Source organism: Motilibacter peucedani (assembly GCF_003634695.1).
In the GTDB taxonomy this organism is placed as follows: domain Bacteria; phylum Actinomycetota; class Actinomycetes; order Motilibacterales; family Motilibacteraceae; genus Motilibacter; species Motilibacter peucedani.
In genome coordinates this window covers 261,021-276,517 of sequence record NZ_RBWV01000009.1, presented here as the reverse complement: position 1 = coordinate 276,517, position 15,497 = coordinate 261,021, and the positions used below count along the sequence as shown (strand labels likewise).

Genomic DNA, 15,497 nt, shown 5'->3' with positions numbered 1-15,497 from the left:
TGGAGCCCTGGCGCGTGCGCGCCAGGGCTTCAGTCGTCCCCGGCACCCGCCGACACCTCCGCCATGGCATCTCCCACGCGCCCCTACCTCGTGGTCGTCCGGGCCGGCGACCGCTCCCTGCACCGCGAGTGGCTGCGGGGGCGGCGCAACTTCGACCTGGTGGTCGACTACTACGGCTCCACGCCGGGGCTGTGGCGGGAGGACGCCGACGTCTACCTCGAGCGCAAGGGCCCGAAGTTCGCGCCGGTCGGGGAGTGGCTGCAGGACAACGCCGCCCTCGTGCGCGAGTACGAGGCCGTGTGGCTGCCCGACGACGACCTCTACGCCACCGGCGACACGGTGAGCGACATGCTCGAGCTGACCACCGCGCTCGGCCTGGGCGCGGCGCAGCCCGCCCTCACCGGTGACTCCTACTTCAGCCACGGCATCACGCTCCAGGTGGCCGGCCTCGCGATGCGCTGGACCAGCTTCGTCGAGGTCATGGGCCCGGTGTTCTCGCGGGCCGGGCTGCAGGCCTGCCTGCCGTCGTTCGGCCGCAGCGTGTCGGGCTGGGGCCTCGACACCATCTGGCCCACCATGCTCGCCGCCGCGGGCCTCGAGGTCGGCATCCTCGACGCCACCCCGGTGCGGCACACGCGCCCGGTCGGCGGCGGCACGCTCTACGGCACGCTGACCAAGTCGCCCGAGGAGGAGGCCGTCGAGCTCGCCGCGGAGTACGGCGTCTCCTGGCCGCTGCAGCACCGCGTCCTCGGCGCGCTCGACCCGAGCGGCCGGCTGCTCGACGCGCTCGAGCTCGCCAACGCGCTGCTGGGCGGCAGCTCGCCGCGCGTCCTGCAGTCCGCCGCGGAGCAGTACGTCTACCTCGCGCCGACGGTCAACACGCTGCTCGAGGCGGCCGGCGTACGCGTCTGACCGGTCGTCCTCAGCTCGTCACCCGTCCGGCCTAAGGTCGCCGGCCGCTCGCGACGAAGCACCGGGCATCCGTCCTCGTCCTCAGAACCGCGCAGGAGCGACCATGAGCGTCAGCGACACCCCAGGCACCACCCCTCCGCGCAGGGGGCGCGCCGTCGTCACCGGCGGCTCGGGGTTCCTCGGCTCGCACCTGTGCACGCGGCTGCTGGCCGACGGCTACGAGGTGCTCGCGCTCGACAGCTTCCTCACCGGGCACGCGCGCAACGTCGAGCACCTGCGCGGAGTCGACGGCTTCGAGCTCCGGACCTGCGACGTGTCGGCCTACGTCGACGTGCCGGGCCCGGTCGACGTCGTCCTGCACTTCGCCTCGCCGGCCTCGCCCGTCGACTACCTGCGCCACCCCATCGAGACGATGAAGGTCGGCTCCCTCGGCACGCTCAACTCCCTCGGCCTGGCCAAGGCGAAGGGCGCCCGCTTCCTGCTGGCCTCGACCTCCGAGAGCTACGGCGACCCGCTGGTGCACCCGCAGCCCGAGTCCTACTGGGGCAACGTCAACCCGGTCGGCCCGCGCAGCGTCTACGACGAGGCGAAGCGCTTCGGCGAGGCGCTGACCATGGCCTACCGCCGCACCCACGGGCTCGACGCGAAGATCGTGCGGATCTTCAACACCCACGGTCCGCGCATGCGCCCGAACGACGGCCGCGCGATCCCGGCGTTCGCGACGCAGGCCCTGTCGGGCGAGCCCATCACCGTCGCCGGCGACGGCTCGCAGACCCGCTCGATCATCTTCGTCGACGACCTGGTCGAGGGCATCGTGCGCCTGCTGCACTCCGACCTCTCCGGCCCCGTCAACATCGGCAACCCGCACGAGGTGTCGATGCTCTCGCTCGCCGAGACCATCCGCGACCTCGTCGGCTCCAGCTCGCCGATCACCTACGTCCCGCGCCCGCAGGACGACCCGTCGCTGCGCCGTCCCGACATCACGGTCGCGCGGGAGCAGCTGGGCTGGGAGCCGCGGGTCGGCTACCTCGAGGGCCTGTCCGCCACCATCGGCTACTTCGCCGGCCACCCCGAGCTCCTCGCGGGCGTGGCCCGATGACCGCCTACGACTGGGTCGTCGTCGGAGCCGGGCTGACCGGCCTGACCGTCGCCGAGCAGCTGGCCAACGGCCAGGGCGCGCGCGTGCTCGTCGTGGACCAGCGCACGCACATCGGCGGCAACATCTACGACGAGGTCGACGACAACGGCGTACTGGTGCACAAGTACGGGCCGCACGCCTTCCACACCGGGTCCAAGCCCGTGTGGGACTACCTCTCGCGCTTCACCGAGTGGATGCCCTACGAGCACCGCGTCCTCGCGAGCATCGAAGGCAAGCTGCTCCCGGTGCCCTACAACTTCACCACCCTCGAGGCGCTGCTCCCCGCGCGCGCCGAGTCGCTGAAGGCGGCACTGCTGGCGCGGCACGTGCCGGGCAGCCGCGTACCCGTCCTGCGCCTGCTCGAGGACACCGACCCGCAGATCGCCGAGTTCGGCGAGCACGTGCTCGACGTGGTCTTCCGTGGCTACTCCGCCAAGCAGTGGGGCCGCCCGGTCGAGGAGCTCGACCGCGGCGTCATGGGCCGGGTGCCCGTGGTTCTGTCCTACGACGACCGCTACTTCCGTGACGAGTACCAAGCCATACCTCTCGACGGCTACACCGCCATGGCCGCGCGCATGGCCGACGTCGACGGCGTCACGGTCGCCCTCGGCGAGGACGGCCACGCCGCCATCGCCGCCAACCCGCGCGCCCGCGCGCTGTGGACCGGACCGGTCGACTCCTACTTCGCCCACGAGCACGGGCACCTGCCCTACCGCAGCCTGCGCTTCGACCTGCAGACCCGTGACGAGCGACGCGTGCAGCCGGTCGCCCAGGTCAACTACCCGGGCACCGAGCCGTGGACGCGCATCACGGAGCACGCGCACTTCTCGCCGCGCGCGACGCTGCGCACGACGCTCGGCGTGGAGTACTCCGAGACGCACGTGCCCGGCGTGAACGAGCCGTTCTACCCGGTGCACGACGACGAGAGCCGCGCGCTGCACAAGGTCTACCAGGCCGCGTGCCGCGAGCTCGAGCCGAAGGTCTACTTCGCCGGCCGGCTCGGCGACTACCGCTACTACGACATGCACCAGGCGGTCGGCCGCGCCCTCCAGCTGGTGCCCTCGCTGGTCGCCGGCACGGCGCTGCCCGAGGCCGCGTAGCCCCGCGCGGTCCTAGCTGGGGACGTCGGCGCCCAGCATCATCAGCATCGGGTCGAGGGCCTCGCGGGCCTCGGCCGGAGCCCACGGCAGCCCTGCTGCGGTGCGCCGGGCGTCGGCGCCGGCGAGCACCTCGCGCCAGGTGGCCAGGGCCGCCGGCCGCGTCAGCCGTTCCCGGGCGAGCTGCTGGCCGGCGCGGCCGATCGCGGCGGCCTCCTCGGGGTTCTCGACGACCCACTGGGCGCGCTCGAGGACGTCGCCGAGGTCGCGCCCGACCGGGATGCAGTTCTCCATGGGTCGCAGCTCGTCGAACCACCACTCCCGCCAGGGCCGCTCCTGCACCAGCACCGGACGCCCGCTGTGCAGCAGCAGCTTGAGCCGGGCGCTCCAGCCGCGGCCCTCCACGTCGAGCAAGGCGCCCCAGGCTGCGACCTGCTCGGGCAGGCTCATCGGCGGCACGCCGTCGCGGTGCAGGACGCCGTCCTCGTCGGGCACCCAGCCGGCGTGGCGCACGTCGAGCGCGTCGGGGTGCTGCTCGGCCAGGGCGTGGAGCTCCCAGCGCACCGGTGCCGTGTGGCAGTTGCCGATCCACCCGACGACCCCGGCCGCGGCGGGCGCGTCGCCCGCGGCGGCCATCGCGGCCGCCACCTCCTCGTAGTCGCCGATACCGGCCTCCAGCCAGCGGTCGAAGACGAAGTCGGGCACCGGGAGGTCGGAGAACCCGTCGGCGGTGGAGAACGCGTAGGCCGCCCACGAGCCGTCGGTGCACGTCGGCTGGTCCCCGGTGCCGAGCAGCACCGGGCCGAACTCCGGCAGGGGCGACTCCGCGTCGGCCTGCTCGACCAGCGAGAGCACCGAGGGGTTGCGGCGCTCGAAGGCGCCGAGGTCGAGGGCGTTGAGCCCGTCGGCCGCTTTCCACAGGACGAGGTGCTCGTAGAACGAGGGCAGGTCCTCGGCGAGGTGGACCTTCACGGCAACGCTCCTCCGCTGGGCGACGTCGAGGTCGCAGCAGCGTAGCCCGCCCGTCACCGGCTCGCTACGCGCTGTGCGTCCTATGCTGTGGCTCCCCGGCGGCGGCACCGGCGCCGAGCTGCCCGCTGTCGACGAGAGGCCGCCCGCGTGAAGCTCACCGTCGTCCTGCTCGCCGACCAGACGCCGCCGGCCACCGCCAGCGCGGTCTGGGCGACGGTCGAGGCCGCCAACGCCGTCGAGGACGCGCTCGGCGTCGAGGTCGACGCGCGCCTGGTCGCCGTCGGCCCCGACCCGGAGACCGAGCCGCTGCTGCGCTCGGTGGAGGGGGCGGTCGTCGACGTGGCGCCGGGAGAGGGGCTCGCCACCGCGTGGGACCGGGGTGTCGCCGCCACCACGGCCGAGCTCGTCTACCTGTGCACCGACGTCTCGGCCCCGCGGCCGGACGCGCTCGTCGAGCTGGTGCGCGCGCTGCTGGCCCACCCGGAGGCGGTCGTCGCCTTCCCGGGCACGTCGGCGGCGCCCGCCGTCCTCGCCCGCAGCTCCTACCTGCGGGGTGTCGGGGGGCTCCAGGGCCTCGGCCTGGCGTGGCCCGACGCGGCCCCCGAGGTGTGGCACCACCTGTGGCTGCTGCTCGAGCCGGGTCGGCGCGTCGTGGTGCCGGGTGCAGTCGTACGCGGTGTGCCGGTCGTGCAGCCGCCCCGCCCCCTCGACCCGGCGGGCTGGGTGACGGTCGGCGCCCACACCTACCTCGCCGGCGACTCGAAGGCGGTCGCCTACGTCTCGACCCAGCGCATCCGCATCGGCGCCTACTGCTCGATCGCCGAAGGGGTGCGCCTGCTCAACCCGCACCCGCGGGACGGCCGGGTGGTCGGCGCGGACGGCGTCGAGACCACGCTGAACCTCTTCGGCGTCCACCGCCCGGGCACCGCGACGACCTTCCCGCTCAACCGGCTCGGCTACGTCGAGCCGGAGTGGCCCCGGCCCGACCAGCTCGGCGCGCCGCAGGTCATCGGCAACGACGTGTGGATCGGGCAGGGGGCCGTCGTGGTCGGCCCCGTGACGGTCGGCGACGGCGCGATCGTGGGAGCGGGCGCGGTCGTCAGCCGCGACGTACCTCCCTATGCCGTCGTCGCCGGCAACCCTGCCCAGGTCGTGCGCTACCGCTACGACCAGGGCGTCATCGACGCCATGCTCGAGATCCGCTGGTGGGACTGGACCGAAGAGGTCATCAGCGAGCGCCTCGAGTGGTTCCGCAGGCCGGCGGCCGAGTTCGTGGCGCAGTTCGGGCCGGCGGGACGGTCGGCCTCCACCGCGGCCGTCGGCCGCCCGACGCCGTTGTTCCGTGACCCCGTCTTCGACGGCGCCACTGACCCGGTGCTCGTCCGCAACCGTGCCGAAGGTACGTGGTGGCTCGTCTACACCGCCCGCCGCGCGTCGGTGCCGACTGCCGGAGTCGAGTGGGTGCACGGCAGTGACCTCGGCGTGGCGATCTCAGCCGACGGCGGTGCGTCGTGGACCTACCGCGGCACCCTCGCCGGCCTCGAGCACGAGCCGGGCCGCAACACCTTCTGGGCACCGGAGCTGCTGTGGGTGGGGGACACCTGCCACATGTTCGTGTCCTACGTGCGTGGCGTCCCCGACCGGTGGGAGGGCCACGCACGGCACATCCACCACTACACGAGCAGTGACATGTGGGCGTGGGAGCACCAGGGCCGGCTCGAGCTGTCGAGCGACCGGGTGATCGACGCTGCGGTGGTCGCGCTGCCCGGCGGTGGCTACCGCATGTACTACAAGGACGAGGCCGACGGTGGCACGACGTGGTCCTCGGACAGTGCTGACCTGTCGTCGTGGTCCGGCCACCGCCGTGTGCTGCAGACCATGGGAGGCCACGAGGGCCCGAAGGTCTTCTTCTTCGAGGGCGCCTGGTGGCTGCTCGTCGACGGCTGGAAGGGCCAGCTCGCCTACCGGTCCGACGACCTGGAGTCGTGGGAAGAGGCTGGACGCATCCTCGAGCCGGCCACCGGCCGCCCGGGCACCGACGACGTCGGCGCCGGCCACCATGCCGATCTGGTCGTCGACGGGAGCCGCGCCTACGTCGTCTACTTCACCCACCCCGAGCGGCACACCGCGGCCAGTGACCTGCCGCGGGCACGGCGCTCGTCGGTGCACGTCGCCGAGCTCCACGTCGTCGACGGGCGGCTGACCGCCGCGCGCGGAGAGCCCGACGTCCTGCGGCTCTCCGACGACGCGGTGTGAGGCTGGACGACGCCGCTAGGGGCGCAACCCGGCCAGCGCGAACGCCGCGACGGGGCTGCGCCGCTCGGCCACGCGCGCCTCGAGCGCGGCGCGGACCGCAGCCGGGTCACTGGCCTCGCTGACGCGGAGGTCGGCAGCGGCACGCTCCTCCTCGTCGCCCACGACCAGCAGGTCGGCGACCAGCGAGCCGGTCGCGAGCCGGCCGACGAGCGACACGACCTCGCCGGCCGTCTCCTCGGTCGCCTCGGGCGCACCGTCGAGCACGAAGGTCACCGTCGCGGTCGGGTCGCTGCCGAGCAGGTCGAGCAGCGTACGGATCGGCAGGCTCGTGCGCGCCGGGTCCTGCGGGTCGACGTGGACGGCGACCGAGAGCCGGTCGTAGGGCAGCGGCGAGAAGCTGCCGCCCACGACCTCGGCGGGAACAGGCATCGTCAGCAGTGCGGCGGTCTGCAGCGCGCGCTCCACCACGGTGGCGGGGTCGACGCGCTCGGCCCAGGCGACGCTGCGCTCGAGCTCGCCGAGCACCAGGGCGGCCAGCGGGCTGCCCGCGGGGGCGGCGACATCGGTCGGCGAGAGCGCGCCGTCGAGGGCGCGGACGACGACCAGCTGCGTACCTGTCGCGACCACGCGCTCGAGCTCGCGGCGCAGGGCCGGGTGACCCTGCGGCGCCGCGCCCCCGTGCTGGTGCACGTGGCGGAAGGCGTCGATGGCGGTGCGCAGCGCAGAAGACGTGCTCATCGGAAGCTCCCCAGCAGGCTGTCGGTCAGGAACAGGCGGTTCAGGGCCTCGTCGAGGGGGCCGCGCGGCAGCGGGAGGCCGTCGGCGATGGTCCAGCCCTCGGGGGCGCGGTGGTCGAGCACGGCGTCGACGCCGGCCCAGAAGGCCGCGCCGCGCTCCATCGTCAGCCGCGCGGTGCCGCCCTTCTCCTGGGCGAGCGCGCGCACCGTGTCGTAGGCCGCGCGGGCGCCCGGGCCGGGAACCGCGAGGACGAGCTCGGGGAACGCCTCGTCGGGAGCGGTGCGCGCCCAGTCGAGGAACGCCGGCAGGAGGGGGGAGGCGACGTCGATGCCCAGCCGCAGGCGGCGGCCGTCGGCGCGGGCCTGGGCGGCGCGACGGGCGGCGAACCAGCCGAGGCCGTTCTCGACCGAGCCGAGCATCCCGTAGCTGTGGCCCACCAGGTCGAGCAGGCTCGTGGCACCCGACGCGCAGGCGCGCAGGGCCGGCAGCTCGAGCGTCGCGGTCACGTCGGTAGCGATGCGCGCGTTCATCGCCGGGCGCAGCGGCAGGCCGGACTGCAGCGCGCGCACCCGGGTGCTGTCCTGGAACCACGGGTGGTTCTCGACCAGCTGCGGGTGCAGCTCGGCCAGCTGGGCCTGCGCCTGGCCGAGCCGGCCGTGGCGGCGCACGAGGGTCATCGGCTCGAGGCCCTGGTCGACGCGCTGCACGGCGCGCCGGGTGTGGCGCACGGTGAGCGTCTCGTCCTGCGTGATCCGGTAGGCGAGCTCGGTGTCCTCGCAGAAGCGCACGTTGAAGCGGTGCTCGCCGAGCCGGGTGCGCCGGATGCTGCAGCGCCCGCCCCACCAGAAGCCCCACTCGAGGTCCTGGCCCTCGTGGAACGAGGTGTAGTTCATGTAGAGCCCGCCGCGGAAGGCCATCACGCCGGCGGGGCTAGCGGCCGCGCGCGGGCTGGCGCCGGTCCACGCCAGCACGGCGTCGACCTCGCCCGTGCCGTCGTCGTAGGTCGCGAGCAGCTCCTCGAGGTAGCGCGGCGCGAGCACGTCGTCGTCGTCGAGGAACGCGAGGACGTCGTTGCGGCTGGCGTCGATGCCCGCGTTGCGGGCCTCGCCGATGCCGACGTTGCGCTCCATGCGCACGTAGGTCACGTCGAGGCGGTCCTCGTAGCCGCGTACGACCGGCTCCGCGCTCGGCTCGCTGCAGTCGTCGATGACGACGACCTCGAAGCGCTCGCGCGGCAGCGTCTGCGCCACGAGGGAGTCGAGGCAGGCCGCGAGCTCCTCGTTGCGCTGGTAGGTCGTGACGACCGCGCTGAGGGTCGTGCGGTCGCGCGAGTGGTCCTCGTCGAGCGCGGCGAGCTCGCGGTAGGCGTCCTCCCAGCGCGGCGCGCTGCCGCTGGCGTGCGAGAGGTGGCGCACGTCCGGGGCCCAGTTCGCGACGCTCGCGCGCTGCGCCGTGGCCGGGTCGGGGGAGCAGACCAGCGAGGCCATCGTCAGCATCTGGCGCACGACCTGCACGGGGCTCGTGAGCGCAGGTGCGTCGGCCGCGGGCGCCCAGTCGTCGTGGATCGAGACGATCGCCGGCACACCGACGAGCCAGCAGCGCTCGACCGCCGGCACGACGGTCGTCGCGCCGCTCCAGTGCAGGTGCACCACGTCGGCCTGCTCGCGCAGCAACAGCTCGGCGAGCGCGGTCTCGAACAGCGTGTCGCCGTAGGCCGGCAGCGCGCCCGAGTCGTAGGGCAGCGGCACCCTCCACACGCCGGGGGCGCTGGGGCACTCGGCGGCCGCGACCGCGTCGACGACCGGCTCGACCAGCAGGACGCGCACGCGGCCGCGGGCCAGCCGCTTCGCGTGGCGCTTGACCTGCTGGAGCGCCGGGGACGGGGTCGGCGACGGCGGCAGCACGACGCACACCGTGAGGAGGGAGCTCTTGGCCATGCGTCTCTAACGACCGGGCGGGGTGTGGGCTTGAGCACTGCGCGGGCACGAACTCCGGCGACCCTGCCTGATCGGCGGGCCGCGGGCCTCGACCAGGTGCCGCCGACCGCTTCACCCGACCGGCGCAACGGCCGAAGACACCCGCATGAAGCGCTCTCCCGCATCGGTCGTCGTCGTCGCCCAGCACGGCCCGGAGGGTCGCGCCCGTGCCGACTTCCTGGCCCGGGCGCTGCGCCCGTCGCTCGGCGTGCGCGACGAGCTGGTCGTCGTCGCCGACGGCGAGCCCGGGATGAGCGAGATCGCTGCCGCCCGCCTCGACGACGCCCAGGACCTCGCGGCCCGCCGGCTCTCCGGCGCTCGGCGCGCGAAGCACGCCGTCACCGTCCTGGTGTGCGCCGACTGCCTGCCCCCCTCGCACGCGATCGACCCGCTGGTCGTCGCCGTCGCCGCCGGGTCAGTCGCCGCAGGCCCGCTGCACGACCTCGGCGTCGGGCGCCAGTGCGTGACCGCGCCGGTCAAGGCGCTGGCCAGCCCGCAGGCCCTGCGCGACTGGGCGCGGGTCTGGCGCGACGAGCACCGGGGCGAGACGCGTACGGTCCCCGCCCTGGGCGAGGGCGTCATCGCCGTGCGCACCGACGCGCTGCTCGCCGACGGCGGGCTGCCGGGCCTCGGCGAGCGCCTGGGCGCCGTCGGGACGCTCACGGTCGTGGCCGACAGCGTCTGGCACCACAGGGGTACGCGCGGGTGCGGTCTCGCGCCGCGCCGCGCGCCGCTGCTCAGCGCCGTCTACATCGTCAAGGACGAGGAGGAGCTGCTCCCGTCCTCCCTGGCGGCGCTCGAGGGCGTCGCCGACGAGGTCGTCGTCTACGACACCGGCTCCACCGACCGCACGGTCGAGATCGCGCGCGCCGCGGGCGCGCGCGTCGTGCTCGGCTACTGGGACGAGCACTTCGGCGACGCCCGCAACCGGGCCCTCTCGCACGCGTTCGGCGACTGGCACCTCCAGGTCGACGCCGACGAGGTCCTCGAGGTCGGCGACGTGGCGCTCTTCCGGCGCGCGCTGCAGGAGGCCACCACCGAGGCGCTGGCCATCGACGTCGAGAACATCACCGGCAACGGCATGGGCACGCCGCAGACCGGTCTCGTGCGCCGGCTCGCCCGCCGCGACGAGGGCTGGTTCGCCGGCCGCCTGCACGAGGAGGTCCTCCACCGGGAGGGCCGCGGCCCCGTCCAGGGCGCCCTCCGCGGCGTCACGCTCGTGCACTCCGGCTACCTCGCCGCGCGCACCGAGGAGCGCGACAAGGCCGGGCGCAACCTGCGTCTCGCCTCGCTGGGCCTGGCCGACGCCGTGCCGGAGGGGCTCACCAAGGGCACGGCCCTGGCGAACCTCGCCCGCTCGCAGCGCTTCGCCGGCGACAACGAGGGCGTGCTGCGGACCGCCGCCCTGGCCGAGGGCGAGAGCTTCCCCCCGATCAACTGGCGCGAGCTGTGCCACGCCGCGGCGGTCGCCGCCGCGTCGCTCGGCCGCTTCGACGTGGCGCACGAGTGGCTCGACAAGCTGACCGCGTCGATGACCGACCCCGTCGGCTCCTACGAGATCGCCGCCGAGGTCCTGCTCGCCGAGGGCCGCTACGAGGACGTGCTCGACGTCGTCTCGCGGATGCCGGTCGAGGGCAAGGACGAGAACAACCGGGTCGTGCGCCGCGACGGCGCCCTGACCTTCGAGATCGCGGCGCTCTCGCGCCTCGGCCGCGCGCCCGAGGCGGCGTGGCGGGTGGTGGAGGTCGTGCGTACGGGCTCGATGAACATCTCGCTCGAGCGCGTGCTCGCGCTGTTCGAGGCCGAGCCCGCCGCGCTCGACGCCTACGTCGCGGCGCTCCACGACTCGATGGTGATGCTGACCCTCGCCGAGAGCCGCTGGGTGCGCCCCGAGCGTGCCGACGCGCTGCTCGAGGCGATGTGGCGCGCCGGTCGCGCCCGCAGCGCCGTGCTGGCCGCCGCCACCGTGGTGGCGCCCCGGCTCACCGTCCTCCGGGCGCTCGAGTGGGCGGCCCGGCTGCGCGGGGCCGGCGTCTCGGACTGCGCGCTCGTCGCGCTCGCCCGCGACACCGGCCGCTCCCCCCGCGACCGGGTCCTGGCCGCGGCGCTGGTGATCGAGGCGTTCGGCGACGACCGCACCATGCCGGACCTCGTCGCTGCCGCGGAGCTCATCCCCGACGCCGAGGCCGACGCCGTGGGCGCCGAGCTGCGCACGGTCGCGCCGCGCGTGGCGGCACAGCTGCTCGCCGCCTGAGCAGAACCGGGGAAGTCCCCCCAGAAAGACGAGTGAGTTCACTCAAGCGGCCCAACCAGCCGCCGATGCACTAGGTGTCCAGCCGCACCGGCCGGACCGACGAGGTTCACGAGGAAGGCGAGTGTCATGGCACTGCGTGTCAACCAGAACATTGCGGCGATGAACGCCTACCGGAACCTGTCGGTGACGGACGGGCAGATGTCGAAGTCGCTGGAGAAGCTGTCGAGCGGCTTCCGGATCAACCGGGCCGCCGACGACGCGGCCGGTCTCTCGATCTCCGAGGGCCTGCGTTCGCAGATCGGTGGCCTCAAGGTCGCCGCCCGCAACGCCCAGGACGGCGTCAGCGTCGTGCAGGTCGCTGAAGGCGCCCTGACCGAGACCCACGCGATCCTGCAGCGCATGCGCGACCTGGCCGTCCAGGCCTCCTCGACCGGTTCGCAGGACTCCAGCGCCCGCACCGCCGCCGACACCGAGGTCCAGCAGCTGACCGCGGAGCTCAGCCGCATCGCGACCGCCACGAAGTTCGGCTCGCAGCCCCTGCTGAGCGGCTCGTTCAGCGGCACCTTCCAGATCGGCGCCAACGCCGGCGAGACCATCACGATCAGCACCGTCGGCGACATGAGCGCCTCGGGGCTCGGCGTCACCGGGCTCGACCTGGTCAACAACGCCTCCTCGGCGCTGGCCTCGATCGACGCAGCCGTCTCGCAGGTCTCCGCGACCCGCTCCACCCTCGGTGCGTTCCAGAACCGCTTCGAGCACGCGATCAACAACATCAACGTCTCGGTCGAGAACCTCTCCGCCTCGGAGTCGCGCATCCGCGACACCGACATGGCCGAGGAGATGACCAAGTTCACGCGGTCGCAGATCCTGTCCCAGGCCGGCACCTCGATGCTGTCGCAGGCCAACCAGTCCTCCCAGGGCGTCCTCAGCCTGCTCAAGTAGCACCACCCGCCCGACGGGCTGCGGCAGAGCCGGACCCGTCGCGACCCCAGGACCCGCAGCGCACCCCGCGCTGCGGGTCCTTCGTCGTCTGTTGACGCGGGGCGTCCGGGTGCGCAATGGTTAGGTGTGTGCCTAACCATCGCGACGAGCTCGACGGGGTCCTGCGGGCGCTCGCGGACCCGACGCGTCGGGCACTCGTCGAGAGGCTGGCGCAGTCGCCGGCCGTCGTCTCCGAGCTCGCAGCGCCGTTCCCCATGGCACTGCCCTCGCTGCTCCAGCACCTGCGCGTGCTCGAGGACGCGGGGCTCGTCACCTCGGAGAAGCACGGTCGCGTCCGCACCGTGAGCCTCCGGCCGGGCGGCCTCGACGTCCTGCACCTCTGGCTCGCCCAGCAGCGCACTCCCGCCGAGCTCGCGGCCGACCGGCTCGGCACCCACCTCGCCCGCTACGTCCCGGAGGAACGCTGACATGACCCGTGTACGCATGGACCTGTTCGTCTCCCTCGACGGCTTCACGCCGTCGGACCCGACGCCGGACGCCCCGATGGGTGCGGACTGGGGGCGCCTGACCGCCTCCTACACGGCGACGCGCACGTTCCGCGAGCGCCTCGGCGACACCAGCGGCGAGGGCACGACCGGCGTCGACGACAGGTACGCCCGCGCGTACTTCGAGGGCGTCGGCGCGGAGGTCATGGGGGCGGCGATGTTCGGCCTGCACTCCTACCCCGACGACCCGGACTGGAAGGGCTGGTGGGGCGACGAGCCGCCGTTCGGCACCCCGGTCTACGTGCTCACGCACACCGCGCCGCGGCCCTCGATCGAGATGAAGGGCGGGACGACGTTCCACTTCCGGGACGCGCCGGTCGAGGAGGTGCTCGCCGAGGCCACCGCGGCGGCGGGGGGCCTCGACGTACGCGTCGGTGGCGGCTCCCGCACGGCGCGCGCGTTCCTGCGCGCCGGCCTGGTCGACGACCTGCACCTGCTGGTCGCCCCGGTCTTCCTCGGTCGAGGGGACCGCCTGTGGGACCACCTCACCGGCATCGAGGCGACCCACGCGGTGACCACGGAGGTCGCCGAGAGCGGCGAGATCCACGTGACGCTGAGGCGCTCGTGACGCCCGGGCGCCGGCTGGCCCGGGCAGGGTTCACCCTCACCCGCGACTACCCCGCGGAGCCCGCGCGCGTCTGGGACGCCTTCGCCGACGAGCAGCAGAAGCTGCGCTGGTGGGGCTCGCCGGACGTCATCGAGCCTCGTGAGTGGGCCTTCGACTTCCGCGTCGGCGGCCGCGACGTGGCAGAGGGGAAGTTCCACGACGGCCCGGTGACGCGCTACGAGGCCACCTACACCGACATCGTCGAGCACGTCCGCATCGTCACGACCTACGACATGTGGCTCGACGGCGTGCACATGTCGACGTCGGTGGCGTCGCTGGAGTTCGAGCCGCTCGACGAGGGGACCCGGTTCACGCACGTCGAGCACGGCGTCTTCTTCGACCAGTTCTGGGCAGACGGGGCAGGGCGCGAGGTCGGTACGCGGGGGCTGCTGGACGCGCTGGGTGCCTACCTCGCCTGACCGGCTCGTCCGCCGCTACGGTGCGGGCATGGCCGTGGAGCTGCCGGAGCTGGTGGTCGCCGACCAAGGGGCGTGGCGCGCCTGGCTCGCCGAGCACGCCGACGACGAGCCCGGGGTGTGGCTCGTGCTCGCGAAGAAGGGCACGACCGAGCCGACGAGCATGAGCTACGACCAGGCGCTGGAGGAGGCGCTCTGCCACGGCTGGATCGACGGGCAGGTCAAGCGGCGCGACGCGGGGACCTTCCAGCAGCGCTTCACCCCGCGCAGGGCGCGCAGCGCGTGGTCGCGCCGCAACACGACCATCGTGGCGCGGCTCGTCGACGAGGGTCGCATGCAGCCCCGCGGCCTGGCGGAGGTCGAGCGCGCTCGGGCCGACGGGCGGTGGGACGCGGCGTACGCAGGGCCCGCCGCGATCGAGGTCCCGCCCGACCTCGCGGCCGCGCTGGCCGCCGAGCCGGCAGCTCAGGCCGCCTTCGCCGGCCTGAGCAGCCAGAACCGCTTCGCGGTGCTCTACCGGCTGGGCACGGCCAAGCGGGCGGAGACGCGGGAGCGCCGCATCGGCGAGTTCGTGGCCATGCTGGCGCGGGGCGAGACGTTCTACCCGCAGGGGCCGCGAGCTGGGGCCCGGCGTGACGGTGACTAGCAGTCCCAGGGCGTGTGGAGGTCGCCGACGGAGGTGACCACCGTGCGCCGCCCACGCTCGCTGAACTCGACGTCGACGTGCCCCGTCACACCGGCCAGGGCGCCGCTGCCGCTGATGGGGTTCCGTGCTGAGCCACGCCTCGACCTGCGTCTCGTCCTCGGTGAGCAACCGCAACGGTAGGCAGTCCGCGACCCGCCGGACCTGCAGACTGGTGCAGTGCGCACCTTCGACGCGCTGGTCGCGGAAGCGGCCGCGGCTGACGTCACGGGGTGGAGCTTCGCGTGGCTCGACGGCAGGGCCACGGAGGAGCGGCCGCCCTGGCAGTACGCCCGTGTGCTCGCCGAGCGGCTGGCCACCGCGACGGCCGCTCTGGACATCGACACCGGCGGCGGGGAGGTGCTCGCCGAGGCGGGGGTCCTGCCGGCGCGCATGTGCGTGACCGAGGGGTGGCCGCCGAACCTCGCCCGCGCGCGCGAGCGTCTCGAGCCCCGCGGCGTCGAGGTGCACCAGACGCAGGACGGTGGCGCGCTCCCCTTCCCGAACGAGTCGTTCGACCTGGTCACCTCGCGGCACCCGGTCCGGCCCGACTGGGCGGAGGTCCACCGGGTGCTGCGGCCGGGTGGCACCTACCTCGCCCAGCACGTCGGGCCTGCGTCGGCGTTCGAGCTGATCGAGTTCTTCCTCGGGCCGCTGCCCCGCCAGCGCCTGGGTCGCGACCCGCAGGTGGAGGCGCGGCAGGCGCGGGCGGCCGGCCTGACGGTCACCGACCTCCGGACAGCCCGCTGCCGGATGGAGTTCTTCGACGTCGGCGCCGTCGTGTGGACGCTGCGCACGTGCGTCTGGTGGGTGCCCGACTTCACCGTCGAGCGCTACCGCGACAGGCTCCTGGAGCTGGACGCCCGGATCCGTGCGGAGGGCTCGTTCGTCGCCCACTCGAGCCGGCACCTGGTCGAGGCGGTGCGCTGACCGTGGTGCAGGCACCACGCGAGACGTGCACG

General features: G+C 74.0%; 14 protein-coding genes. 11 read left to right on the top strand and 3 right to left on the bottom strand.

From position 1 onward, the window contains the following. Positions 1-63 precede the first annotated feature (63 nt). From CLV35_RS02860 to glf, 3 genes are all read left to right on the top strand, one after another. Entirely contained in the window at positions 64-912 is an 849-nt protein-coding gene (locus tag CLV35_RS02860; protein ID WP_121191891.1) for a DUF707 domain-containing protein, read from the top strand. 103 nt (positions 913-1,015) lie between these two features. Further along, a complete protein-coding gene (locus CLV35_RS02855) occupies positions 1,016-2,011 on the top strand; it encodes a UDP-glucuronic acid decarboxylase family protein (protein ID WP_121191890.1) in 996 nt (331 codons plus the stop codon). After that, positions 2,008-3,150: a UDP-galactopyranose mutase gene (gene glf / locus CLV35_RS02850; RefSeq protein WP_121191889.1), complete on the top strand. Its 1,143-nt coding sequence runs from the start codon at positions 2,008-2,010 to the stop codon at positions 3,148-3,150. The genes CLV35_RS02855 and glf overlap by 4 nt, the downstream gene beginning before the upstream one ends. Positions 3,151-3,162: 12 nt before the next feature. Here the strand turns inward: glf and CLV35_RS19860 are convergent, their stop codons facing one another. After that, positions 3,163-4,119: a glycosyl transferase family 90 gene (locus tag CLV35_RS19860; protein ID WP_183061629.1), complete on the bottom strand. Its 957-nt coding sequence runs from the start codon at positions 4,117-4,119 to the stop codon at positions 3,163-3,165. A gap of 147 nt (positions 4,120-4,266) precedes the next feature. Here CLV35_RS19860 and CLV35_RS20720 point away from each other — a divergent pair, with 147 nt between their 5' ends. Then, positions 4,267-6,375: a hypothetical protein gene (locus tag CLV35_RS20720; protein ID WP_269203875.1), complete on the top strand. Its 2,109-nt coding sequence runs from the start codon at positions 4,267-4,269 to the stop codon at positions 6,373-6,375. 15 nt (positions 6,376-6,390) lie between these two features. Here CLV35_RS20720 and CLV35_RS02835 read toward each other — a convergent pair whose 3' ends face one another. Beyond that, on the bottom strand, positions 6,391-7,113 hold the full coding sequence (locus CLV35_RS02835; protein WP_121191887.1) for a hypothetical protein: 723 nt from the start codon (positions 7,111-7,113) through the stop codon (positions 6,391-6,393). Continuing rightward, the gene (locus tag CLV35_RS02830; protein WP_121191886.1) at positions 7,110-9,050 is read right to left on the bottom strand and encodes a glycosyltransferase; all 1,941 of its coding nucleotides are present in this window, start codon (positions 9,048-9,050) and stop codon (positions 7,110-7,112) included. The genes CLV35_RS02835 and CLV35_RS02830 overlap by 4 nt, the downstream gene beginning before the upstream one ends. A 145-nt stretch (positions 9,051-9,195) precedes the next feature. On the opposite strand from CLV35_RS02830, the gene CLV35_RS02825 reads away from it, so the two are divergent. From CLV35_RS02825 to CLV35_RS02795, 7 genes are all read left to right on the top strand, one after another. Continuing rightward, complete coding sequence (locus CLV35_RS02825; protein WP_121191885.1) at positions 9,196-11,343, top strand: glycosyltransferase family 2 protein; 2,148 nt, start codon at positions 9,196-9,198, stop codon at positions 11,341-11,343. Between the two features lie 126 nt (positions 11,344-11,469). Continuing rightward, a complete protein-coding gene (locus CLV35_RS02820; RefSeq protein WP_121191884.1) occupies positions 11,470-12,285 on the top strand; it encodes a flagellin N-terminal helical domain-containing protein in 816 nt (271 codons plus the stop codon). Positions 12,286-12,413: 128 nt separating this feature from the next. After that, positions 12,414-12,752 (top strand): ArsR/SmtB family transcription factor, encoded by a 339-nt coding sequence (locus CLV35_RS02815; protein ID WP_121191883.1) that lies wholly within the window; start codon positions 12,414-12,416, stop codon positions 12,750-12,752. A 1-nt stretch (position 12,753) separates the two neighbouring features. Further along, the gene (locus CLV35_RS02810) at positions 12,754-13,398 is read left to right on the top strand and encodes a dihydrofolate reductase family protein (protein WP_121191882.1); all 645 of its coding nucleotides are present in this window, start codon (positions 12,754-12,756) and stop codon (positions 13,396-13,398) included. Beyond that, a complete protein-coding gene (locus CLV35_RS02805; RefSeq protein ID WP_121191881.1) occupies positions 13,395-13,856 on the top strand; it encodes an SRPBCC domain-containing protein in 462 nt (153 codons plus the stop codon). The genes CLV35_RS02810 and CLV35_RS02805 overlap by 4 nt, the downstream gene beginning before the upstream one ends. A 28-nt stretch (positions 13,857-13,884) precedes the next feature. Next, positions 13,885-14,499 carry a YdeI/OmpD-associated family protein gene (locus tag CLV35_RS02800; RefSeq protein ID WP_121192322.1) on the top strand — a complete coding sequence of 205 codons (615 nt, stop codon included), beginning with the start codon at positions 13,885-13,887 and terminating at the stop codon, positions 14,497-14,499. 216 nt (positions 14,500-14,715) lie between these two features. Continuing rightward, on the top strand, positions 14,716-15,465 hold the full coding sequence (locus CLV35_RS02795) for a class I SAM-dependent methyltransferase (RefSeq protein ID WP_121191880.1): 750 nt from the start codon (positions 14,716-14,718) through the stop codon (positions 15,463-15,465). Positions 15,466-15,497 lie beyond the last annotated feature (32 nt).

Coding starts and splice junctions, on each gene's coding strand:
- CLV35_RS02860 (WP_121191891.1), top strand. CDS start 64: ATGGCATCTCCCACGCGCCCCTACCTCGTGGTCGTCCGGGCCGGCGAC.
- CLV35_RS02855 (WP_121191890.1), top strand. CDS start 1,016: ATGAGCGTCAGCGACACCCCAGGCACCACCCCTCCGCGCAGGGGGCGC.
- glf (WP_121191889.1), top strand. CDS start 2,008: ATGACCGCCTACGACTGGGTCGTCGTCGGAGCCGGGCTGACCGGCCTG.
- CLV35_RS02835 (WP_121191887.1), bottom strand. CDS start 7,113: ATGAGCACGTCTTCTGCGCTGCGCACCGCCATCGACGCCTTCCGCCAC.
- CLV35_RS02830 (WP_121191886.1), bottom strand. CDS start 9,050: ATGGCCAAGAGCTCCCTCCTCACGGTGTGCGTCGTGCTGCCGCCGTCG.
- CLV35_RS02825 (WP_121191885.1), top strand. CDS start 9,196: ATGAAGCGCTCTCCCGCATCGGTCGTCGTCGTCGCCCAGCACGGCCCG.
- CLV35_RS02820 (WP_121191884.1), top strand. CDS start 11,470: ATGGCACTGCGTGTCAACCAGAACATTGCGGCGATGAACGCCTACCGG.
- CLV35_RS02810 (WP_121191882.1), top strand. CDS start 12,754: ATGACCCGTGTACGCATGGACCTGTTCGTCTCCCTCGACGGCTTCACG.
- CLV35_RS02800 (WP_121192322.1), top strand. CDS start 13,885: ATGGCCGTGGAGCTGCCGGAGCTGGTGGTCGCCGACCAAGGGGCGTGG.